General features: G+C 66.7%; 22 protein-coding genes and 1 pseudogene. 12 read left to right on the top strand and 11 right to left on the bottom strand.

The window, feature by feature from the left end:
* Positions 1–50 precede the first annotated feature (50 nt).
* The 3 genes from acnB to ACUDCK_RS21355 form a co-directional block, all read right to left on the bottom strand.
* The gene (acnB, locus tag ACUDCK_RS21365) at positions 51–2642 is read right to left on the bottom strand and encodes a bifunctional aconitate hydratase 2/2-methylisocitrate dehydratase (RefSeq protein WP_026383801.1); all 2592 of its coding nucleotides are present in this window, start codon (positions 2640–2642) and stop codon (positions 51–53) included.
* A gap of 329 nt (positions 2643–2971) precedes the next feature.
* A complete protein-coding gene (locus tag ACUDCK_RS21360; protein ID WP_240806427.1) occupies positions 2972–3841 on the bottom strand; it encodes an FxLYD domain-containing protein in 870 nt (289 codons plus the stop codon).
* Between the two features lie 19 nt (positions 3842–3860).
* On the bottom strand, positions 3861–4745 hold the full coding sequence (locus ACUDCK_RS21355) for an FxLYD domain-containing protein (RefSeq protein WP_175167557.1): 885 nt from the start codon (positions 4743–4745) through the stop codon (positions 3861–3863).
* Between the two features lie 290 nt (positions 4746–5035).
* On the opposite strand from ACUDCK_RS21355, the gene ACUDCK_RS21350 reads away from it, so the two are divergent.
* On the top strand, positions 5036–5800 hold the full coding sequence (locus ACUDCK_RS21350) for a TSUP family transporter (protein WP_175167558.1): 765 nt from the start codon (positions 5036–5038) through the stop codon (positions 5798–5800).
* Positions 5801–5833: 33 nt separating this feature from the next.
* Here the strand turns inward: ACUDCK_RS21350 and ACUDCK_RS21345 are convergent, their stop codons facing one another.
* On the bottom strand, positions 5834–6274 hold the full coding sequence (locus ACUDCK_RS21345; RefSeq protein WP_054418651.1) for a CBS domain-containing protein: 441 nt from the start codon (positions 6272–6274) through the stop codon (positions 5834–5836).
* Between the two features lie 273 nt (positions 6275–6547).
* Here ACUDCK_RS21345 and ACUDCK_RS21340 point away from each other — a divergent pair, with 273 nt between their 5' ends.
* Both ACUDCK_RS21340 and ACUDCK_RS21335 read left to right on the top strand, forming a co-directional pair.
* The gene (locus tag ACUDCK_RS21340; RefSeq protein ID WP_175167559.1) at positions 6548–6883 is read left to right on the top strand and encodes a type II toxin-antitoxin system RelE/ParE family toxin; all 336 of its coding nucleotides are present in this window, start codon (positions 6548–6550) and stop codon (positions 6881–6883) included.
* Positions 6880–7221 (top strand): addiction module antidote protein, encoded by a 342-nt coding sequence (locus tag ACUDCK_RS21335; protein WP_116792817.1) that lies wholly within the window; start codon positions 6880–6882, stop codon positions 7219–7221. The genes ACUDCK_RS21340 and ACUDCK_RS21335 overlap by 4 nt, the downstream gene beginning before the upstream one ends.
* Positions 7222–7309: 88 nt before the next feature.
* Here the strand turns inward: ACUDCK_RS21335 and ACUDCK_RS21330 are convergent, their stop codons facing one another.
* The 5 genes from ACUDCK_RS21330 to ACUDCK_RS21310 are packed head-to-tail and all read right to left on the bottom strand — an operon-like array spanning position 7310 to position 12117.
* On the bottom strand, positions 7310–8323 hold the full coding sequence (locus tag ACUDCK_RS21330; RefSeq protein WP_175167560.1) for a proline racemase family protein: 1014 nt from the start codon (positions 8321–8323) through the stop codon (positions 7310–7312).
* A 39-nt stretch (positions 8324–8362) separates the two neighbouring features.
* Entirely contained in the window at positions 8363–9154 is a 792-nt protein-coding gene (locus tag ACUDCK_RS21325) for an ABC transporter permease (protein WP_054418647.1), read from the bottom strand.
* Positions 9151–9999 carry an ABC transporter permease gene (locus ACUDCK_RS21320; protein ID WP_049075315.1) on the bottom strand — a complete coding sequence of 283 codons (849 nt, stop codon included), beginning with the start codon at positions 9997–9999 and terminating at the stop codon, positions 9151–9153. The genes ACUDCK_RS21325 and ACUDCK_RS21320 overlap by 4 nt, the downstream gene beginning before the upstream one ends.
* A complete protein-coding gene (locus ACUDCK_RS21315; protein ID WP_175167561.1) occupies positions 9996–11045 on the bottom strand; it encodes an ABC transporter ATP-binding protein in 1050 nt (349 codons plus the stop codon). Before ACUDCK_RS21315 ends, ACUDCK_RS21320 begins: the two co-directional genes overlap by 4 nt.
* A gap of 16 nt (positions 11046–11061) precedes the next feature.
* Positions 11062–12117, bottom strand: coding sequence for an ABC transporter substrate-binding protein (locus tag ACUDCK_RS21310; RefSeq protein WP_175167562.1), 1056 nt, complete (start codon positions 12115–12117; stop codon positions 11062–11064).
* Here ACUDCK_RS21310 and ACUDCK_RS21305 point away from each other — a divergent pair.
* The 6 genes and pseudogenes from ACUDCK_RS21305 (at position 12116) to ACUDCK_RS21280 (ending at position 17246) form a co-directional block, all read left to right on the top strand.
* Positions 12116–13324: a GlxA family transcriptional regulator gene (locus ACUDCK_RS21305; protein WP_367646384.1), complete on the top strand. Its 1209-nt coding sequence runs from the start codon at positions 12116–12118 to the stop codon at positions 13322–13324. The genes ACUDCK_RS21310 and ACUDCK_RS21305 overlap by 2 nt on opposite strands.
* A gap of 23 nt (positions 13325–13347) precedes the next feature.
* Entirely contained in the window at positions 13348–14058 is a 711-nt protein-coding gene (locus ACUDCK_RS21300) for a glutathione S-transferase (RefSeq protein ID WP_175167563.1), read from the top strand.
* A 478-nt stretch (positions 14059–14536) separates the two neighbouring features.
* Positions 14537–16006 (top strand): methyl-accepting chemotaxis protein, encoded by a 1470-nt coding sequence (locus tag ACUDCK_RS21295; RefSeq protein WP_175167564.1) that lies wholly within the window; start codon positions 14537–14539, stop codon positions 16004–16006.
* A gap of 116 nt (positions 16007–16122) precedes the next feature.
* Complete coding sequence (locus ACUDCK_RS21290) at positions 16123–16347, top strand: DUF1653 domain-containing protein (RefSeq protein ID WP_006390643.1); 225 nt, start codon at positions 16123–16125, stop codon at positions 16345–16347.
* Positions 16348–16351: 4 nt separating this feature from the next.
* Positions 16352–16963 (top strand): 3'-5' exonuclease, encoded by a 612-nt coding sequence (locus tag ACUDCK_RS21285; RefSeq protein ID WP_082401834.1) that lies wholly within the window; start codon positions 16352–16354, stop codon positions 16961–16963.
* Positions 16964–16992: 29 nt separating this feature from the next.
* Positions 16993–17246 (top strand): annotated as a pseudogene (locus tag ACUDCK_RS21280) (nucleotide pyrophosphohydrolase).
* Positions 17247–17249: 3 nt separating this feature from the next.
* Here ACUDCK_RS21280 and ACUDCK_RS21275 read toward each other — a convergent pair.
* Entirely contained in the window at positions 17250–17540 is a 291-nt protein-coding gene (locus ACUDCK_RS21275; RefSeq protein ID WP_054501159.1) for an antibiotic biosynthesis monooxygenase family protein, read from the bottom strand.
* 73 nt (positions 17541–17613) lie between these two features.
* On the opposite strand from ACUDCK_RS21275, the gene ACUDCK_RS21270 reads away from it, so the two are divergent.
* The 3 genes from ACUDCK_RS21270 (at position 17614) to ACUDCK_RS21260 (ending at position 19687) form a co-directional block, all read left to right on the top strand.
* A complete protein-coding gene (locus tag ACUDCK_RS21270; RefSeq protein WP_054501160.1) occupies positions 17614–18027 on the top strand; it encodes a hypothetical protein in 414 nt (137 codons plus the stop codon).
* Between the two features lie 428 nt (positions 18028–18455).
* Entirely contained in the window at positions 18456–18926 is a 471-nt protein-coding gene (locus ACUDCK_RS21265; RefSeq protein WP_054501161.1) for a hypothetical protein, read from the top strand.
* Positions 18927–18973: 47 nt separating this feature from the next.
* Complete coding sequence (locus tag ACUDCK_RS21260) at positions 18974–19687, top strand: hypothetical protein (protein ID WP_054501162.1); 714 nt, start codon at positions 18974–18976, stop codon at positions 19685–19687.
* 33 nt (positions 19688–19720) lie between these two features.
* On the opposite strand, the gene ACUDCK_RS21255 is transcribed toward ACUDCK_RS21260, so the two are convergent.
* Complete coding sequence (locus tag ACUDCK_RS21255) at positions 19721–22147, bottom strand: DUF3772 domain-containing protein (RefSeq protein ID WP_175167565.1); 2427 nt, start codon at positions 22145–22147, stop codon at positions 19721–19723.
* Between the last annotated feature and the right edge of the window lie 55 nt (positions 22148–22202).

Here is a 22202-nt window from a genome sequence, read left to right as displayed (position 1 = left end):
GCCCCGGATCGCTCCGGGGCCGTGTCGCAGGCGAGCCTGCATGGCGAGGTTTACACCTCGATCACGTCCGCCACGTCCTTGTAGTCGGCGATCTTGTCGAAGTTCAGGTACTGGTAGATCTGGTCGCCGCTCTTGTTGATGACGCCCATGTCGGCCATGTACTCGTCCTTGGTCGGGATGCGGCCGAGTTTCGAGCAGATCGCGGCCAGTTCGGCCGAACCCAGGTACACGTTGGTGTTCTTGCCCAGGCGGTTCGGGAAGTTGCGGGTGCTGGTGGACATCACCGTCGCGCCTTCGCGGACCTGGGCCTGGTTGCCCATGCACAGCGAGCAGCCCGGCATTTCGGTGCGGGCGCCGGCGGTGCCGAACACGCCGTAGTGGCCTTCCTCGGTCAGTTGCGTGGCATCCATCTTGGTGGGCGGGGCCACCCACAGCTTGACCGGGATGTCGCGCTTGCCTTCGAGCAGCTTGGACGCCGCGCGGAAGTGGCCGATGTTGGTCATGCAGCTACCGATGAACACTTCGTCGATCTTGGCGCCGGCGACTTCCGACAGCGTCTTGACGTCGTCCGGGTCGTTCGGGCAGGCCACGATGGGCTCGTGCACGTCGGCCAGGTCGATTTCAATGACGGCGGCGTACTCGGCGTCGGCGTCCGGCTCCAGCAGTTGAGGATTGGCCAGCCAGGCTTCCATTGCCTTGATGCGGCGGCCCAGCGTGCGCTCGTCTTCGTAGCCGTTGGCGATCATCCACTTGAGCATCACGATGTTGCTGTTGATGTACTCGATGATCGGTTCCTTGTTCAGGCGCACCGAGCAGCCGGCGGCCGAACGTTCGGCCGAGGCGTCCGACAGTTCGAAGGCTTGTTCGACCTTCAGGTCGGGCAGGCCTTCGATTTCGAGGATGCGGCCGGAGAAGATGTTCTTCTTGCCTTGCTTGGCGACCGTCAGCAGGCCCTGCTTGATGGCGTACAGCGGGATCGCGTTGACCAGGTCACGCAGGGTGACGCCGGGCTGCAGCTTGCCCTTGAAGCGGACCAGCACCGATTCCGGCATGTCCAGCGGCATCACGCCAGTGGCGGCGGCGAAGGCGACCAGGCCCGAGCCGGCCGGGAACGAGATGCCGATGGGGAAGCGGGTGTGCGAGTCGCCGCCGGTGCCGACGGTGTCGGGCAGCAGCATGCGGTTCAGCCACGAGTGGATCACGCCGTCGCCCGGACGCAGCGAGACGCCGCCGCGGGTGCTGATGAACTCGGGCAGCGTGTGGTGCGTCTTGACGTCCACGGGCTTGGGGTAGGCCGCGGTGTGGCAGAACGACTGCATCACCAGGTCGGCCGAGAAGCCCAGGCAGGCCAGGTCCTTGAGTTCGTCGCGGGTCATGGGGCCGGTGGTGTCCTGGCTGCCGACCGAGGTCATCTTCGGTTCGCAGTAGGTGCCCGGGCGGATGCCGCGGCCTTCCGGCAGGCCGCAGGCGCGGCCGACCATCTTCTGGGCCAGCGAGAAGCCCTTGCCGGTGTCGGCCGGGTCCTTGGGCAGGCGGAACAGCGTCGACGGCGCCAGGCCCAGCGCTTCGCGCGCCTTGGCGGTCAGGCCGCGGCCGATGATCAGCGGAATGCGGCCGCCGGCGCGCACTTCGTCGAACAGCACGTCGGACTTCACTTCGAATTCGGCGATGACTTCGCCATTCTTGATGGCCTTGCCTTCATAGGGGCGCAGTTCGACCACGTCGCCCATTTCCATCTTGGAAACGTCGAGTTCGATCGGCAGGGCGCCGGCGTCTTCCATGGTGTTGTAGAAGATCGGGGCAATCTTGTTGCCCAGGCACACGCCGCCGAAACGCTTGTTCGGGACGAAGGGGATGTCTTCGCCGGTGAACCACAGCACCGAGTTGGTGGCCGACTTGCGCGAGGAGCCGGTGCCGACCACGTCGCCGACGTAGGCGACCAAGTGACCCTTTTCCTTGAGCGACTCGATGAACTTCACGGGACCGCGCTTGCCGTCTTCTTCCGGTTGGAAGGCGGCGCCGTCGCGCTTGTTCTTGAGCATCGCCAGGGCGTGCATCGGGATGTCGGGGCGGGTGGTGGCGTCCGGGGCCGGCGACAGGTCGTCGGTGTTGGTTTCGCCGGGCACCTTGAAGACCGTGATGGTCAGGCTTTCGGGCAGTTCGGGGCGGCTGGTGAACCATTCGGCGTCGGCCCAGCTCTGCATCACGGCCTTGGCGTTGGCGTTGCCCTTGTCGGCCTTTTCCTTCACGTCGTGGAAGGCGTCGAACATCAGCAGGGTCTTTTTCAGGGCGTCGGCGGCGATCGTGCCGATTTCCTTGTCGTCGAGCAGTTGGACCAGCGGGCCAATGTTGTAGCCGCCCAGCATGGTGCCGAGCAGTTCGGTCGCCTTGGCGCGGCTGATCAGGGCACAAGCTTCGGTGCCCAGGGCCACGGCGGCCAGATACGAGGCCTTGACCTTGGCGGCATCGTCCACGCCGGCCGGAACACGGTGGGTCAGCAGATCGACCAGGTTCTGCTCTTCGCCCGCGGGCGGGTTCTTCAGCAGTTCGATCAGTTCAGCGGTTTGTTTTGCCGTCAGGGGCAGCGGGGGAATCCCCAGGGCCGCGCGTTCGGCAACGTGTTGGCGGTAAGTATCCAGCATGTGAGGCCTGCTCAAAGTCGGGTTGGAAGAAGGGTTGTCGCCGGAATTGTAGAGGGAAGAGGGGGGCGCAAGCAAATGTCTTATATCTTATATAAGACTTGGGTTGATAGCCGTTGCCTGCGGGCCACGCCGGGCGAGGGGCGATGTGGAGCGGGGCGGTCCATCAGGGGTAAAAACGGGGTCGATTCAGGTCTCGGTACGCCGGTGCGAGACTGCGGCAGGGCAGTCGCGGGCGGGGCTGCCAGCCCCGCATCCGCGCTCGCGCTTGGGTGAAGCAAGCCTGCGCTGATAAATGAGAAGGCTCTGGCGGCGGACCGCCGGGCGCGCGATCAGTTGGCCTTGGCGTCGTACACCACGCCCACCCGGGCGAAGTTGGCGCCGTACTGCTTGACGTCCAACTGGAACGGGGCGCTTTCACCCGGCTTGAGCTTGGGCAGGCGCAGCTCCGAATAGCGCGCGCCGGTCAGCTTGTCCTGGGCGTCGTAGAGGCTGACCCACACCTTGACGTTGTCGATTTCGGCGCTGTCGTTGTTGCGCACCCGGCCATGCACCGTGACGTACTTGTAGCGGTAGCGGTAGGTGAAGTTCAGGGTGCCGGTGCCGATGCCGGCCTCGGTGTTCTCGACGCTGATGTCCAACGCCGGGCGCGAGCCGGGCAGGGCCGCGCGCTTGGCCGGCTTCCAGTGGGTCTTGACCTCGGAATAGCGCTCGAAATTCTCGCCGTTCAACAGTACCGGAATGCGCTCGCCGGGATAGAGCATGGCCGGCAGCGACCATTCCTGGCGCAGACGCAGGGGGCGCGATCCGTCGAACACCGAGATCTCCATACCCGGCGACAACGCTACGTACTTGTCGCTGCGGTTGACCACCTCGGCCAGCAGCAGCGGGCGTTCGATCTCGTCGAGCAGGCGGCGCGGCGGCGACAAGGTCAGCGCCGCCGGATCAAAGAGGGCGAAATCAGGATCGAGCAGTTCGGCCGTGGTCAATCGCACGTCGTCGATGATGCGCGGGTTGGCGGGGCTGACACGCACGATGCGGCTGGCGGGGCCTGCGGGAACCGGCTCCGAGGCGGCAGGCGCCGGCGCGGCCTGGGCGGATTTGGGCGCGTCCCAGGGCAGCAGGCCGTTGTATTTGGCCAGGGCATAACCGCCGGCGGCGAGGATGATCAGCACCAGGCCGGCCCGGGCGGGCCGCGACATGGGCCGCGCGGGAGAACGGTCAGCCTTCACTTTGCACCATGTAATCGTAGGATCCGACCTTGCCTTCGGCCAGCATGTCGCAGCGCACGTCGAACGAGGTCAGAGCGCCGGGGGCGAGCGGACTGGCCGAGCCGTAACCGTTGCCCGTGCCGATCAGCTTGCCATCCTCGCCGTACAGCATCACCGTGACCTGCGTGCTGCTGGCAGCGACCGCGCCCTTGTTGCGCAGCAGGCCGACCAGCCGGTAGGCGCCGTCGTTGCGCACCAGTTGCACCTTGTCCGCGGCCACGTCGCGGGCGGCGCTGTGCGCCAGCGACGGCGTGGCCGGCTTCAGGACGTAGCGGCTGTAGGCGGTGTCGGGCAGCGAAATCGTCACCGGCGTGTATTCGCCCGGCAGCAGCGTGCGAGCCATCGGCGAGCCCGAGCTGGACGACAGTGTCAGTTCGCCCTGGTAGAAGGTGGCGGTGACCCGCGGCGCATCGATCTTCTTGCCGGTCTCGTTGCGCATCAGCATCACCAGTTGGCTGCGGCCGCGCGAACGCACTTCCTGCACGTCGGTCAGCTTGACCAATGCCGCGTCGATGGGAGGAGGCGCGGGGCGCGAAGGCGAGCGCGTCGAGGAGCCACTCGTGAACAGCGAGGCGGTGATCGGCACCAGGATGGCGGCAAGCACCACCAGGACGATTGCGACGACCGCGCCCGGCTGCAGCTTGGCGGCGGGAGCCGGCTGCTGCATGCCGCGCAGAATCTTCTCCAGGCGCTGGGCGACGTTGTCCTCGACCAGCGTGACGGCGTGGCAATGGCCGCACTGGTACTCGTTGGTGTCCAGCTTGGTGAACTGCGCGCTGCCGCAGGTCGAGCAGGTCAGCGTCACCGTGTTGATCGTGGTCTGTTTGGGCGTCATGCGAGGGGACGGTGCCGCTTTCGGGTGGGGCGCCGGGATGGCGCTGCCTGGCCGGGCGCGGCGGGCATACTGGGCGGCAAGGATAGCGGCCGGGCGCGGGCGCCGGGGTGCATGAGCGCATCTGATTATTACAAAATGTAGACGAAAGCCCCGACCCCTCCCGAGCCCGGTGCTATGATCGCCGCCGTCGAACGCCTCTCTTGATACGCCGTTTCCCCCAGTCGTTCCGCTCCAGGCCCGCGAGACTTCGCGGCGGGGCCGAGCCGAGGCAGGTCAGGCTCTCCCCCAGCATGAGCATTCTCCAACACCTGTTGTTTCTCGCCTGCGTGGCGCTGGCAACCTACGCCCAGACCATGACCGGCTTCGCCTTCGGACTGGTGCTGCTGGGCCTGTCGGGCGTGTTCCAACTGGCGTCCGTGCCGGAGGTGGCCAATGTGGTCAGCGTCCTGTCGCTGGTGAACGCCGCCGTGACGCTGGCCCGCGCCAAGCCGCAGGTCAACTGGCCGTTGATGGCGCCGGCGCTGGTCAGCAGCCTTGCCGGCGTGGCCGTCGGCGTGACCGCACTCGCCTGGATCAGCGGCGCCATGGCGGTGTTGCTGCAATTGCTGCTGGGGGGCACCATCATGGCCTGCGCCGTGTTGCTGGTGGCGCGTACCCAGCCCCTGGCGCGCCTGTCGTCGCGCGCGTCCTTCCTGTTCTTCGGCGGGGTTTCGGGCGTGCTGGGCGGCTTGTTTTCGAGCGCCGGTCCCCCCATGGTCTATCACCTGTACCGTCAGCCGCTGCCGCTGGCTTCCATCCGCAACAGCCTGTTGGTGCTGTTTTCGCTGAATGCCGTGGTGCGCCTGGCGCTCGTGACGGGCCAGGGCGCCTTCATGGCGAGCTCGTTCTGGCTGAGCCTGCAGGCGCTGCCCGTGGTGATCGGGGTGACGTGGGTGGCGCGCCGCTATGCCACCGCCGGGTCGATGAAGACTGTCAAGCGGATGGTGTTCGTGCTGCTGCTGGCGGCCGGGCTGGGCCTGGTGGTGCCGGCGTCGCGGCTCCTCGCGGCGGGTTAGCCGCGAGGGATCCTCCGCCGCTGCCGCGGGCGCTCAGCCGTGTTCGCCCGAGATGTAGCGCTCGAGTTCGGTGATGATGAACTTCTGTTCGCTCATGACGTCCTTGACCAGGTCGCCGATGGACACCAGGCCGACCAGTTTCTTGTCCTGGATGACGGGGAGGTGGCGGAAGTGGCGCTCGGTCATCAGCGCCATGCAGTGTTCGCGCGTGTCTTCCGGACGCACGTAGAAGACCGAATCGGTCATGATCTCGCGGACCTTGGTGGTGCGCGACGAGCGATCCTGCAGCACGATCTTGCGGGCGTAGTCGCGCTCGGTGAGCATGCCCAGCACCTCGTCGCCGTCCGCCACCACCACGGCGCCGATACTGCGCTCGGCCATGGTCTTGATGGCGTCGTACACGGACGAGTCCGGCGAGACGGTCACGACGGGCGGGTTGGCCTTTTCCCTCAGAATCTCAGCAACTTTCTTCACGATGTGCTCCCGAATCGCTGGCAAGGTTCAAGCGCCGGCTAGAGCCCGCGCCCGACGCCTGGCGCCGGCGCACGGTCTGGCCGTGACTCCATCCTAAGCCCGGCGGCGGGATTGCCGCAAGTTTGCGCGCCGCACCGTTGCGGTCAGCCACAATAGCGTGGACGGGGCCGAAGGCGGGATCATCGCGCCATGTCATTTGATTCCGATATTTTCTGTTCATGGTCAAAGCCGGTTGCCTGCCTGGGAATTTTTCTGTAATTTATAAGCTACATCATGGCCGTTGCGACAATTGAGTTGCGGCGCTACGTGACTGTGCAAGGCATATCGCCATTCGGCGTGTGGTTGCGCGAACTCGGTGACGCCAAGTTGCGGGCGTGGATCGAAGTGCGCCTGAAGCGGATCGGCTCCGGGCTCCTGGGCGATTGGCGGGCCGTCGGCCAGGGGGTTATCGAGTTTCGTGTGGATATCGGTCCGGGTTATCGCGTCTATGCCGGCAGGCATGGCGCCCGCTTGATCGTGTTGCTGGCAGGAGGCGCGAAAGCCGCGCAGCGGCATGACATCGAATTGGCCAGGCGCTATTGGGCGGACTGGAAGCAGAGGCAGGCATGAACAATCGCCACACTGACAACGCATCGGTTTCCCATTCTGCGCAGACCATCGCTGAATTGCGCGCGGACCACGATTTCGCGGTCGAATACCTGAAGGCGGCGCTGGAAGAACTGGACCATCCGGATCACCGCGCCGCCGGATTGCTGGCGCTGCGCGACGTGGCGGAAGCCTATGGCGGCGTCGCCGCCGTCGCGGCGGCGGCGGGCATCTCGCGCGAGGCCCTCTATCGCGCGCTTTCGCCTCAGGGAAATCCGACGCTCAAGACATTGCTGGCCGTGCTGCATGCCGTGGGCATGCGGCTCTCCGTGGTTCCGGTTGCCGCTGCGCTGAAGGCCTGACGCCACAAGGCCGTTGAGCCATTCTTCTTGTCCTATCTTTCGACGGTGGCGGGGTGAACGGCCGGCCCACGCCGGCCGCCCCGTATCCTCAGCGGATCAGGAACCCGGCGCCCACCGGATCGTTCTTGTCGATCACCCAGCGCGCTGTGCCCAGGATGCTGGCCGTGCCCTTCACCGTCGGCCGCACCGCGCGGGTGCCGTTCAGGTCGACCTCGCCCAGCAGGCAGCCCTCGAAGGTGCCGCTGCCCAGCAGGCCCTCGGACTTGATCGGCTGGTTCAGCCCCATCTTGCCGCGGGCTTCGAACATCGCCATCATCGCGCTGGTGCCGGTGCCGCCGGGCGAGCGGTCGAGCTGGCCGGCGCTGAACACGTGCACGTTCTTGTAGAACGCGCCCTCGATCGTCGGCTGGTGCCAGAACGTGATGAAGTTCAGGTTGTTGATGTGCGCTTCGGTCGGATGCTGGATGCGCTGGCGCGCGTTGAGCTGGTCGCGCACGATCAGGCCCATGCGCGACAGCTCGGTGCCGTTGTCCGGCGAGATGCGCAGTTCGCAGTTCGACAGATCGACGATGCCGAAGTAGTTGCCGCCCCAGACGATGTCGGCCGACAGCTTGCCGTAGCCCGGCAGCTCCACCGGGATGTCCTGCGCCGCGACATACGCCGGCACGTTCTCGAAGCGCGTCCACAGCACGTTGTCGCCTTCCGAGGCCACTTCCGACACTACCAGGCCGGCGGTGGTCTCGAAGCGGATTCGGGTGATGCCGTCCTTGCCGCGCGGCACCAGGCCGTTGGCCACCATGGCCATGCTGACCGCGATGGTGCCGTGGCCGCACATGTGCGAATACTCGGTGCCGTCGATGTAGATCAGGCCGGCGTCGTACTCGGGGCTGGACGGCGGCGTCAGGAACACGCCGAACATGTCCTTGTGGCCGCGCGGCTCGCGCATCAGTGCCTTGCGCAGCCAGTCGTAGTGCTGCTCCAGGAACGCGCGCTTTTCCAGGATGCTGGAACCGGCGGGGTACGGAATGCCGCTGTGGACGATACACAGGGGCTCGCCTTCCGTATGGGTATAGATGACATCGAACGCGTCTTGCTTGCGCATGACAGTGACTCCAGGCGGTAGATAGGGGGAAGAGGAAAGTTATTTGCCGCGTTCGGACAGCATGTCCAGCCCGACGGTCAAATCCAGGATCACGATGGCGACGACCGCAGCCACGATCGTGGCGCCCGATACGGCTGCGATGGTCGGATCAATCGTGTATTGCACGTAGTTGAAAAGCTTCACGGGGATGGTGTTCAGGTCCGCCGTGGTGTTGAAAATCGACAGCTCCACATTGATCCATGACGAGATGAAGGCGAAGATCGAACCGGTCACGATGCCCGGACGGATCTGCGGCAGCACCACCAGGAAGAACGTGGTCCAGGGGTTGGCGCCCAGGTCGGCCGAGGCTTCCTCCAGCGCGCGCTGTTCCGGCGTCAGCAGCGTCAGGGTGGAGCGCAGCACGAACGGCGCGATGATCACGACGTGGCCGATCAGGAGCGAGAGGAAGCTGCGGGTCAGGCCGAAGTACGCGCCGAATTGCAGCAGCGCCGCGCCCAGCACGATGTGCGGCAGCACCAGCGGCGACATCAGTACCGAGGTCAGCGCGGCCTTGCCCGGAAACGCGTAGCGCGCCAGCGCCAGCGCCGCCGGCACCGTCAGCAGCACCGCGGCCACCGTGGCGGCCAGCGCCAGCACCGTGCTGGTGGTGAACGCGGCCACATAGCCGGCCTCGACCAGCAAGGTGCGGTACCACTCCAGCGTCCAGCCTTGCGGCGGGAACGCGAGATACGGCGTGGCGGTGAACGACGCGCCCAGGATCACCACGAGCGGCAGCGCCAGGTAGGCCAGCACGGCCAGCGCGGTCAGGCGGATCAGGTGGCGGGCGATCATCGCGCGGCTCCCGGCAAGGTGGCGGCGCGGTTGGCCAGCGCCACCAGGATCAGGGTGAAGACCAGCAGCACCATGCTCAGCGCGCCGCCGTAATGGAAATCGAACACCGTGCTGTACTGCTGGAAGATCAGCATCGACAGCACCGTGACGCGGCCGCCCGACAGCAGCGCCGGCGTCACATAGGCGCTGACCGCCAGCGTGAAGACGATGATGGCGCCCGACACCACGCCGGGCAGCGTCAGCGGCCAGGTCACGTGCAGGAAGGTCGCCGCCGGGCTCGCGCCCAGGTCGGCCGAGGCCTGCTCGCAGGCCGGATCGACCCGCGCCAGCGCATTGCCCACCGCCAGCACCACGAACGGCAGCAGCACGTAGACCATGCCGATCAGGATGCCGAGTTCGGTGCCGATGAAGCGCATCGGCCGGTCCACCGCGCCGGTGGCCATCAAGCCCTGGTTGACCAGGCCGTTGCGGCCCAGCAGCACCATCCAGCCGAAGGCGCGCACGATGTTGCTGGTGAACAGCGGCACCACCAGCAGGATCACGCAGGCGCGGCGCCAGGCCTGCCAGCGCACCACGCGCACCAGGTACCAGGCCAGCGGATAGCCCAGCACCAGGCAGGCGAGGGTGGTGAACAGGGCCAGCCGGAATGTCACCAGGATCACGTCCCAGTGGTACTGGTCGGCCAGCACCTTGGTGTACTGCGCGAGCGTCGGCGTCAGGCCGTCCGGCCCGCCGGTGGCGCTGGCCAGCGCCACCACCGCCAGCGGCGCCAGGAAGAAGGCCGCGAAGAACAGCACCGGGGCCGCCAGCAGCAGGCCGGGGGAGAGCCAGGCGCGCCGCGTCATGGCTGGCCGCCGATCAGGTGCAGGTGTTCGGGTGCAAACGCCAGCGTCACCTTGCCGCCGGCATGCAGGCCGCCGGGCGCGAGGCCGCCGTGGCGCGCCACCAGCGTCTGGCCGCCGATGTCGACGTGGATCATGCTGTGGCTGCCCACATTGATCACGTCGCTCACGGTGCCGGTCAGCATGGCGTCGGCGCGCTCGCACAGCTTCAGGTCCTCGGGCCGCAGCACGGCCAGGCCGCGCGCCGTCGCCGGACGTTGGGCGAGCGGCACGCGCAGACCCTGGGCATCCAGCATCAAGGCGCCGTCATCGGCCACCGTATAGGCGATGAAGTTGGCATCGCCGATGAACTCGGCGACGAAGCGCGTGGCCGGCTGGCGGTAGATGTCGGCGCCAGCGCCGACCTGCTCGATGCGACCGGCGTGCATGACCACGACGCGGTCCGCCATGGTCATCGCTTCTTCCTGGTCGTGGGTGACGAAGATGAAGGCGATGCCGAGGCGGGCCTGCAGATGCTTGAGTTCGAGCTGCATGCGCTTGCGCAGCTTCAGGTCCAGCGCCGACAGCGGCTCGTCCAGCAACAGCAGCTTGGGCTGGTTGACGATGGCGCGCGCCAGCGCCACGCGCTGCTGCTGGCCGCCCGACATTTCGCGGGGATAGCGCGGGCCGAAGTCGGCCAGGCCGACCATGTCCAGCGCATCCCGGGCGCGTTCCGCCGCCTGCGCCTTCGAGGCGCCCTGGCGCCGCGGACCATAGGCGACGTTCTCCAGCACCGTCATGTGCGGGAACAGCGCATAGTTCTGGAACACGGTATTGAGCGGGCGGCGATGCGCCGGCAACCTGCTGACGTCCTGGCCGTCGATCAGGATGCGGCCAGATTCCGGCTGCAGGAAACCGGCGATCGACTTGAGCAGCGTGGTCTTGCCGCAGCCGCTGGGGCCCAGCAGCGCCACGAACTCTCCCTGCTGGATCGCCAGGTCGATGCGATCCAGCGCCTGGTAGGCGCCGAAGCGCATCGACACGCCTTCGATGGTGAGCAAAGCGGACATGGGGAACGGACCTTGCTCAGCGCTTGCGGGCGACCTGCCGGTTCCACGCGTCGGTGACCTCGGCGCGGCGGGCGTTGATGATGTTCCAGTCGAACAGGCTCAGGTTCTTGACCGAGCCTTCCGCGCCCCAGGGCAGCTTGCGGGCCACGTCCTTGGAGACCTGCACGTCCTTGACCGCCGGGCCCAGGTACAGCTTGGTCGCCAGGCAGGCGGCCGCGTCCGGCGTCAATGCGGTGTCGATGAACTTCTGCGCCGCGGCCTTGCTGGGCGCGCCCTTGACCAGGTGCAGGCGGGCGTCGGTGGCCCACACGCCTTCCTTGGGCACGCTGAAGCCGATGGGCAGGCCCTTGTCGATCAGGTCCCAGGCGCCGACGTTGAAGTGCGCCCCGATCACCGCTTCGCCGCTCTGGAAGGCGTTGGTGGCCGCGCCCGAGCTGTCGAAGAACAGCGCGGTGTCCAGCGAGGCCAGCTTGGCATAGAGCGGGGCCAGGTTCGACGGATCGATCGCCCAGACCCGCGCCAGGAAGAAGATGAACGGCACACCCGACGAGTTGGCGGGCGAGGGCACCGCCACCGCGCCGGCATACTCGGGCTTCCACAGGTCCTTCCAACTGGTCGGCGGCTGCGTCACTTCCTTGGTGCTGTAGGTGATGCCGAGCGAGTAATAGCCGGTGCTGACCGCGAAGGCGGCATTGCCGTCGCGGTACACGCCCTGCTCGATGACGTTCTTCAGGTTGGGAATGGCGCCGCCGTCCAGCGCATCCAGCACGCCGGCCTGCTGCGCCAGCTCGCTGATGCCGCCGTCCATCCAGGCCACGTCAATGGTGGGCGCGCCCTTCTGCTGCTGCAGCTTGGCCAGCGTGGTGGTGGAGGTGCCGACTTCCGGCACCACGGTGACGCCGGTGGCTTTGGTGAAGGGCTCGGCCACGCAGGCGCGGAACGCGTCGCCCCAGTTGCCGCCGTACCAGGCGACGGTGATTTTCTGCTGTTGCGCCAGCGCCGCGTGCGAAGCCAGGAGCAGCCCCGCGCCGAGCGCAGCCGCGCCCAGCGCGCTGCGGGTGTTTGTTGCCATGTCGGATTCCCCTTGTAGATTTGTCGATCCGCGATTCATTGACTCAAGTACCACAGGCGCATCTTGGGCGATGCTCGGGAAAACGAGCTTGAAGGCGCGGGACATAAACTTGAATAATTGCGTCATGTCCGCCGTCGCGCCACCCTTGTCCTCGCCGCTCTCCTATGAAGACGGCGACGCGCTCCTGCCTCAGGGAAAACCCGCCCTGACTGTCGGCATCGTGCTGCTGGACCAGTTCACGCTTGCGGCGTTCGCCGGTTTCGTCGACGTGTTGCGGCTGGCTGGCGACCATGGTGGCCGCAGCCGCCAGATCCACACCGCGTGGCGGGTGATGAGCTGGGACGGAAAACCGCGCTGCTCCAGCGCCGGCCTGACGATCGAGGTGGAGGCCGGGCTGCCCGACGACCCGGCGCAGTTCGACTACATCGCCATCTGCGGCGGCAACGACTATTCCAGCGGGCGCATGCCCGAACCGCTGCGCGATTGGCTGCGGCGGGCGGCGGCGCTGCGGGTGCGGCTGCTCGGCATCTGCACGGGCACCTTCGCGCTGGCGCAGGCCGACGTGATCGGACCGCGCACGGTGTGCGTGCACTGGAATGTGCTGGAAACCTTCCGCGAGCGCTTTCCCGCGACCCGCGCGGTGGTCGACCGCCTGTTCGTCGACGAAGGCGACCTGATTTCGTGCGCCGGTTCCACCGCCGCCATCGACCTGGGACTGTATCTGGTGGCGCGCCATTGCGGCCGCGACAAGGCGCAGCAGGCCATGCGCCACATGATGCTGCAGGGCGCGCGGCCGGGGCGCGTGCCGCAGGCGCATTTCCGCACCGACCTGTCCGGCATCCAGGATTTGCGGGTAAGGCAGGCGGCACATTTCATCGAGCAGCGCATCGATAACCCGCCGCCGCTGGATGCCATCGCGCGTTATGTCGGCGTCGGTCGGCGCCAACTCGAAAGGGCTTTCCGTGTGGCCACGGGCATGTCGCCAATGGCGTTCCAGCGGCAATTGCGGCTGGAATATGGCAGTTGGTTGTTGCTTAATAATGCCTGCAGCATCACGCAAATCGCGCTGGATTGCGGATTTGCCGACGGCGCGCATTTTTCACGCGACTTCCGCGCGCATTTCGGACTATCTCCGCGCCAGTATCAGCAGAGCCATGGGCAGCAAGCCGCGCGGCATGAGGGCGAGATCAGCGTCTTTCCCGCGTAGTCTTGCCCCGGCAAGGAGAACGCATGACATACGACCTTTGGTATTGGGACGGCATCCCCGGCCGCGGAGAATTCGTGCGCCTGGCCCTGGAAGCGGGCGGCATTGCCTACCGCGAGCGTGCCCGCGAGCCGGGCGTCGGCGAAGACGCGCTGATCCAGGACATGCTTTCGGACCGCAAGCAGCCGCCCTTCGCGCCGCCTTATCTCGTGGCCGGGAAAATGACCCTGGCGCAGACCGCCAACATCCTGCTGTTCCTCGGAGAAAAACATGGCCTGGCGCCCGCCACGGTATCGGGACGCCTGTGGGTGAACCAATTGCAGTTGACCATCGCCGACATGGTGGCCGAGGCGCACGATACCCATCACCCGATTTCGGCCAGTGATTATTACGAGGACCAGAAGGAAGAGGCGGCGCGGCGCGCCCGCAGTTTTCGCGAGGAACGCATTCCGAAATTCCTGGGATATTTCGAGCGGGTGCTGGCAGGGCCCGATGCGTGGCTGGCCGGTGGCAAACGCTGGAGTTATGCCGACCTGTCTTTGTTCCATCTGGTCGACGGGCTGCTGTTCGCCTTTCCCCGGCGCATGGGCACACAAGCCGTGAAATTCCCCAAGGTCATGGCCTTGCACCGGCGCGTCGCGGAACTGCCGGCATTGCAACCGTATTTCGCCAGCGGCAGGCGCCTGCCGTTCGGCCTGGGCATATTCCGCCATTATCGCGAGCTCGACGCGGAATAGAGGCCACGCGGAGAAGAGGTTGGCGCATCGGATGCTCGGGATCCGGTACGCATTTTTCGTCTTGTTAAATAAATTGGGGTCGTCGCCAATGCGGGCCCATTATTGCTTCGCCTCATTTATGAAAATAAGGGGGCGGATTCGTATTAACCCTGATTAATAACGAAATTCACGCTCGCGTTATTCCTGGAGCGCGCTGAGGTATCCGTCGCCGCGTTTTTTTTATGGGTTTCCTCAATGAATATATTGAGCGCGGCTCATTTTTAGGATTAAATATTTTCGAATGGATACATTCTTCCGTTTTTCTTATTCCTGACCTGCCGTCGCTACCCGGGCGACGGAACTGCAGGCAAGCGTGTGCATGCGGCGCGGCATGCGACGTTTGATTCCTGGGGCGCGCCAAAGCAACTGCTTCAGACAAGCCAAGGTTTCTCCATCGGTTTTCAGCACACTCGTCCCAATCCCTGCGGGAGACGTCAACATGCAATGGCTTACCCTCAAACGCCTGCTGCGCGGCGAGCGCGGCATGCAGAAAGCGGATCTATACGGACAGATCGCGGCCATCCATAAAGCGCAGGCGGTTATCGAGTTCGATCTCGAAGGCCATGTGCTGATGGCCAATCAGAATTTCCTCGACACCATGGGTTATGAACTGGACGAGGTGCTGGGGCAGCATCACCGCATGTTCGTGGTGCCCGAGGACCGGGAATCGGCCGAATATCTCGCCTTCTGGGACAAACTGGGCCAGGGCGCGCACGATGCGGGCCGCTACCGCCGCATTCGCAGGGATGGCGGCGACGTCTGGCTGCAGGCCAGCTACAACCCCATCTTTGATAAACACGGCCGTCCCTTCAAGGTGGTCAAGTACGCCATCGACATTACCGAGCAGCAGCGGCGCCAGGCGGATACCGAGGGCCAGCTCGAGGCCATTTCCAAAGTGCAGGCCATTATCGAGTTCGAGCTGGACGGCACCATCATCCGCGCCAACGACCTGTTCCTGAATGCGGTGGGTTATCGCGAGGACGAAGTGCGCGGCCGCCATCACAGCATGTTCGTGCTGCCCGAAGAGGCGCGCAGCGGCGCCTATGCGGAATTCTGGCGCAAACTGCGCGGCGGCCAGCACGACACCGGCCAATACCTGCGCATCGGCAAGAATGGCCGGCATGTCTGGATCGAGGCCAGCTATAACCCGATCTTCGATGCCGAGGGCCGGCCCTTCAAGGTGGTGAAGTTCGCCACCGACATCACCAAGCGGTTTACCGCGGCGCAGACGCTGCGGGTGGCGGTGCAGGGCCTGACCGAGAACGCCGAGCGCGCCAGCCAGGCCAATTCCCTGGCGCAGGACGCCTGCCGCGTGGCCGAAGAGGGCGGCAAGACCGTCGCGGGCGTGGTGCGCACCATGGGCGCCATCACCGACAGCTCCAAGCGCATTTCGGAGATCATCGGCGTGATGGACGGCATCGCGTTCCAGACCAATATCCTGGCGCTCAATGCCGCGGTGGAGGCGGCGCGCGCCGGCGCGCATGGCAAGGGCTTCGCCGTGGTGGCGGCGGAAGTGCGCAGCCTGGCGCAGAACAGCGCCGCCGCGGCCAAGGAGATCAAGGGGCTGATCACCACGTCGGTCGAGCAGATCGGCAGCGGCGCCCGCCAGGTGCAGTCGGCCGGGACCACCATGGAAGACATCGTCGCGTCGTCGCGGCGGGTCACCGAGATCATGGGCGAAGTGGTGGAGGTCTCGCTGGCCCAGTCGGCCAAGCTGGGCGAAGTCACCGAGGACATCACCCAGATGACGGCCGAGGCGGCGTCCGCGCTGCAGGCCGCGCATGAATTGCACGAGGGCAGCCCCACGCTCAGGCCGGCGCTCAAGCCGGTGGCGCCGTCGGTGCGGACCCGTCCAGCCGCCAATACGCCGTTGCCGCCCAAGCCGGTGCTGGAGTACGTGCGCTATTGAGGCTCGGGCGGCGACGCGCCCGCCGCCCGAGTGCGCTATAAATACGGTCTTGTACGAACCCGTCGGCCCTGGCAGGAAGTTTCCGGCCCGGGCCGTGTTTTTTGCGGCAATTCTCCATGACCGAATCCGAAGCCCTGGCCCTGGCCACCCATCGCCATTACAAGGGCGGCCTGTATCGCTACATTGATACCGCCCGCCATTCCGAGACCGAGGAATCCATGGTGGTCTACGAGCACCTGTGGCCGCATGCGCGCGGCCTGTGGGTGCGCCCGGCCGACCTGTTCTTCGGCCAACTGGCCGACGGCTCGCCGCGGTTCGCACCGCTGCCTGCGGCGCGGTAAGGCCATGGCCTTCTACTATCGACGTGCGCGGCCGGCCAGCGCGGCGCCGCGCGCTGCTTCCGCCCGGCCGTCCGCGGCCGTTTCCGCCGCCCTGAACGCCCTGCGCGGCCCGTTCGTCGTGGCCGACCTGGAAACCACCGGGCTGTCGACCGCGTCGTGCGAGATCCTGGAATTCGCCGCGGTGCGCGTTGGCGAGGGTGGCGCGGCCGAGCAGGAGTACGCGCAGGTGGTGCGCACCCGCGCCTCGGTGCCGCCCTTCATCACTCGCCTCACCGGCATCACCCAGTCCGAGGTCGACCGCCAGGGCGTGCCCGTGGCGCAGGCCTTCGCGGCGTTCCTGGCGTTCGTCGGGGACCTGCCGGTGTTTTTCCACAATGCCTCGTTCGACCGCCGCTTCCTGGACGCCGCCGCGCTTCAGACCGGCCTGCCGTTCGCCAACGCCACGCATTGCACGCTGGTCCTGGCGCGACGCGCCTGGCCCGAGTTGCCCTCGCACAAGCTGGATGTGCTGGCGCGGCACGTGGGCGCATCGGAGCCCACCCACCGCGCGCTGGCCGACGTGCGCACCACGGTGGCCGTCGCGTTGGCGGCCAGTTCGAGGTTGGCCGCGGTCTGAGGGCCGCGCCACATTTCAACGGAGCCTTCATGTCCGACCTGGAGCATATCCGGCAGGTGGTGCGGGCCTTCGCCGCCGAACGCGAGTGGCAGCGGTTCCATTCGCCCCGGAACCTGGCGATGTCGCCGACGTGCACAGGTACCTGGTGGCGCTGGCGGATCAATTGGGCCTGGACATCGCGGCCGCGGTCCAGGCCAAGATGGCATGGAACGCGGCGAGATATCCCGCGGATCGCTTTCGCGGCGGGGCGCGCAAGTATGACGACCCGCCGGATGCGGCCTGAACCTCAGACCACCTTTTGCTCGTGGTGCACCTGGGGCGGCTCGACGAAGAAGCCCGCCACGAGTTTGCGCCACTCCTGAAAATCGGAAGATTCCCGGAAATCCACCATATGGTTTTCGACGGTTTCCCAATCCACCACAAGCGTATAGCGCTGCGGCTGCTCGATGCTGCGGTACAGTTCCATGCCGTGGCAGCCGCGGGCCCGCAGGAACAGCGGCCTGGCTTGCGCCACGCCGGCCTCGAACAGGGCTTCCTGTCCTTCGCGGACATGGATGCTGGCAATCTCCTGGATCATGATGGTGTCTCCGGATAAAGAGGCCGGGCAGGGGCCGGCCGGGCGGAGTAGTATGGCCCAAAACTCAGCCCCGATGAACCGCCCCGTCCTTTCGCTGCCGCGCCTCGTCGCCGCCCGCCTGCTCTGGTACATCGGCGTTGCCGCGCTCGCCCTCATGGCGCTGGCCTCGCCGACCCAGTTCAGCGTGGTTGCGGTGCTGTCGGCCATTGCGATCTACATTCCGCTGTCCATGCTGGGCCTGCCGCTCATCGCCTGGCTGGTGCTGCGCCAGGCCAGCGTCGCCGCGCCCGCCGCCTTGCCGCCAGCCTGGCCCTGCTTGCTGGCGGGCGCGGCCGGCATCGCGCTGTTGGCCTGCTATCACCTGTGGGCCGAGATGGAGCTGGCCGAACTCGGCGTGCTGCTGCTGCTCGTCGCGGTGGATCTGGCGCTGGCGCGCTGGGAGTCGGCGCGTCTGCTCGAACGTATCGTCGCGCATCGTCCGCGTTGAACCCGCGCCGCGCGCGTCGGCCGCCACGCTCTCCTGACAGTCAGCCTAAAGGTTGCCTCCCTGTCGCCCGCCGCCGTGCGCGCTAGGTAAATCGCGCGAGAGCGGGCCTCGCCGCCCCATCCTATGAGCTGAGATGCGGCGCAGCAATTCCGCCCGACGCGCGTGGCGTCTCCCCCATACGCATGGCCCGCGCGGCGGTGCTCGCAGATTCCACGCCAACTTTTACGTCTTTGCGCTCCCACTCTGGGAGGCGGTCGCCCGTTTAACCGATATCGACGTCCTTAGTCCGGAGCAATCATTCCGTACCAATACGAAAGTCCCAAACGCCACGTTGCCGTATGGGCGTACTGCGTCGGGGTGGTAAAGGTCCGCGCCGGTCGGCCACCGGCACCTGTCCATCCGCATCGAGCGGATCAGGAGGAGCTCAAATGAAAAAGCTCGCAGCAGTCGCAACGTTGTCCCTCGTCGCGGTTTCGGCCGCTTACGCGAGCGGACCCGGCCAGCCCAGCATTTCCGCGTCTGGCCATGTCGGCACCATCACCGGGACGGTGTCCTCGGTCTCCACGGGCACTTCCGTGGTCTCGACTCAGATCAACGGCTATGGCTCGTCGAGCCAGACGTCGTTCGGTGAAACGGGGGGCGTCGCCACCGCCGGCGGATCGTTCAGCCGGGATGGCACCACGGTGGTCACGAGCACGCGTCAATACGCCACCAGCGAAACCTACGGCCATATCCATGGCAACGCGCCGATCATGGTGGGCGACAGCATCGCCAACGGCGGCGCCACGTTCGGCAGCACCACCACCAACGCGACGGCCACCGGCACGTTCAACGCCGGTGCGATCGGCGCGACCGCGTCGATCCATGGCATCGGCCCGGTGGGCGGTTTTGGTCACTGAGCAGCACGCAATCCGGACGGCTTCGGCCGTCCGGTCGAGAGGACATCATGAAAACCCTTGCGCTTGCCTTATCCCTGTCGCTGGTGGCCTTTTCCGCGGGCGCCCAGACCAGTTCTTCCGCCGCGACCACCTCTGCGTCGTCGGGGTCCACCAACGCCGGCAACAACCAGGGCATCACGCTCAATTCCAACAACAGTGGATCGAGCACCCTGCGGACCGCGCCGCCGATCGGCGCACAGAGCTTCTACGGTTCGTTCTCCTCCGACAGTTGCATGGTGTCGGCGGGCGGGGGCGGCTCGGTGGTCGGCTTCGGCATGAACGTGGCGTTTCCGGTCGAGGATCAGAAGTGCAGCCTGCGGCGCAATTTCGAGCGCACCATGCAGGCAGCCGCCTCCACCAAGGATCCGGACCGGTCGCGCCGGCTGGAAACGGCCGCCGTGGACATCCTGTGCCAGACCGATGATCGGACCAAGGCGGCGCTCACCGCGCAGGGCCTGTGCACCAATCCCTCGCTGACCACGGCGGATCACCGCTTCGAGAATCCCTCGCAGAATGTCGCCCAGACCGCGCCAGTCGCGCCACCGCAAGCGCAGTACGCGCCCGCCCAGCCGCAGTCGCCCAGCGCCCAGTACATGGCGCCGGCGCCGGTCGCGCAGGCCTACCCGGTGATGTCGGGGCAGAACGCCATGGTCAACGCGCCGACGCTGCGTAATCCGCGCATGGACCGGCAGGGCCTGGCCGATTTCTATTCGCCGGGCTGACGGATCGTGCGCGGCGATCGCGGTTGCTGGCGTTCAGGGCGTTGTGGGGGGCGAGGCCGCGGCGCTCGGCCCCTCGGCCGCGCCAGGCCGCTGCAAGGCGGAGGCCTGGGGCGCGGATGCCAGCAGCATCGTGGGCGGCGACGACACCTCCAGCCCGGCGTCGTGCAGCCTCTGCAGCAGCGTGAACAACAACGCGCTGCGCACGCCGTACGCCGAGCGCGGCGACGAGACATAGCCCTTGGCGTTGAACATCAGGTTGCCGCCTTCGATGCCGTCCAGGAACACATTCGGCGCCGGCGTGTCCAGCACATCCTCATGGTCGGCGAAGGCCTGCAGGATCAGCTCGCGCACCCGTTGCGCATCGGTTGACAGCGGCAACGGCAACTTGATCTGCACCAGCCCCAGCGGGTTGGAGCGCGTGACGTTGCGCACCGTCTTGGTCACGAACTCCGAATTCGGCACGATCACCGTGGAGCGGTCGCCCATCTGGATTTCGGTGGCGCGCACGTTGATGCGCAGGATGTCTCCTTCGACGCCGCCCAGCGACACCCAGTCGCCCACTTTGACCGGCCGCTCGGCCAGCAGGATCAGGCCCGAGACGAAGTTCTGCACCACCGCCTGCAGGCCGAAACCGATACCCACGGACAACGCGCTGGCGATCCATGCCACCCGTTCCAGTCCGATGCCGGCGGCCGACAGCGACAGCGCCACCGCCAGCACGAAGCCGGCATAGCCGAACAGCGTCGCGGCCGAGAGCTGCATGCCCGGATCCAGTTCCGTCGTCGGCAGATAACGGTTCGCCAGCCAGCGCTTGAGCATCTTCACGCCGAGCAGCGACAGGCCCAGCACCAGCAGCGCCTGCAGCACCGCGCCCGGCCGGATCTGCGCCTCGCCGATGGCCAGGCCCTTGCGCAACTGGTCGAAGCGCTGAAGCAGGTCCATCGGTCCTTCGCCGAACGGCGCCAGCAGCAGGATCAGGGCCAGCAGGCCCACCGCCACGCGGCCCACGCCGGACAGCAGCACGGCGGCCTGGTCGCGCAGGCTGGGGCCTTCGCTGTCTTCGCGGTGCGACGTGCCCAGCAAGGTGCTGAAGCCGTCCTCGATCAGCACGGCCAGCAGATAGGCCGATGCCAGGATGATCACGACCCACAGTATTTGCTTGGTCAGGAAACTGCCGAAAGCCACATAGCCCGCCAGCAGGCTGGCCAGGCTGATCACCAGGACCGTGCCGGTCGCGGTCAGCAGCAGCGAGGTCCAGAAGGGCGGGGGCGGGCCGTCTTCCCGCAGCGCGCGGCGCCGCAGCCGACGGCCGATCGACAACGCCACCGCCATCGTCACCATCACAAACACGGCCACGATGCCGGTCAGGGTGATGGTGGTGGTCAGGCTGGCGTTCAGCAGCACCGGCAGCCGCTCGGCCAGCCAGATCAGCACGACGATCACGCCCAGCACGCCGGGCAGCCAGCGCAGGCGGTGCGCCACCTTATCGGACACTGGTGGCAGGCGCCAGGACGGCCGGTTGGCCGACAGCAGTGCGTAGCCCAGGCCCGACACGTAGCCGCCGAAACAGACCGTGGCCACCAGATTGGCCAGCAGGGCGCTGGTGTTCTCCGACAACTGGGAATTCCAGTCCAGGCCGATGTGGATCAGCAGGGCGATGACGCCGGGCGTGGCGACCGCCAGCGTCAACAACGCCACCGCCAGGAACGAGCGGCGCAGTCGTCCGGGCGGCACGCGCGTGGCCGTGAGCCGCAGCAGCACCCGGCCGATCCAGACGCGCAGCGCGATCACCAGCGCCGCCGCCGCGGCCAGCAGCAGCCAGCCCCATGTCGGCGTCTGGCCGACCGCGGTGACCAGATCGTCACGAAGCGCCACCAGGCGCTCCAGGTCGCCCGGGAATTCCTCGCGGAATTCGGCCCAGAATTGGCCGGACAGGAATGAGTCGCGCCGTTCGCCCAGCCGCGCCTGGAATTGTGTGCGGCGCAATCCCGATATCTGCTCCGCGGTCTGCGCGGCGTCGACCGACAGCAGCCGCGCCAGTTTGATCTGCGCATCCAGCGCGCGGCTGTTCTTTTCCAGTTGCATGCGTTGCGCCGCCACGTCGGGCGCTTCCTTGACGCCCTCGGGCGGCGCGCCCAGTTCGCTCAGGCGCGCCGTGACGCTGGTCAATTGCGGCGTCAGGGCATCGGCGGTGGCGTCTGCCTTGGCCTGGATGTCGAGGGCATCGCCGCGCTGCTTGAGCAGATCGGCGTCGTCCGTCTCGTCCGGGACGCGTTTGCGGATGTCGTCGAGCTGCTTGCGGGCGCTGGCCAGCATGGCATCGGTTTCGGCGGGCGAAGCGGGCGCGGCGGCGAACGCGGGCGCCAGGCACAGCGCCAGCAGCAGGCCGGCGATCAGCGCGACAAAAGAGCGGCGGAGCGGCAGGGCGCGCAAAAGCGGATGTTGCGGGTTCGGGATCATGAGTCTTGGGGCGATGGAATCGCGTCGAGGCGGCAGCATAACAAGCCGCGGCCCG

It is taken from the genome of Achromobacter sp. CF-sbj1-Ac2-l, assembly GCF_052698165.1.
Note: the sequence above shows the minus strand (reverse complement) of the source record. Positions and strands in the feature narration are given on the sequence as shown.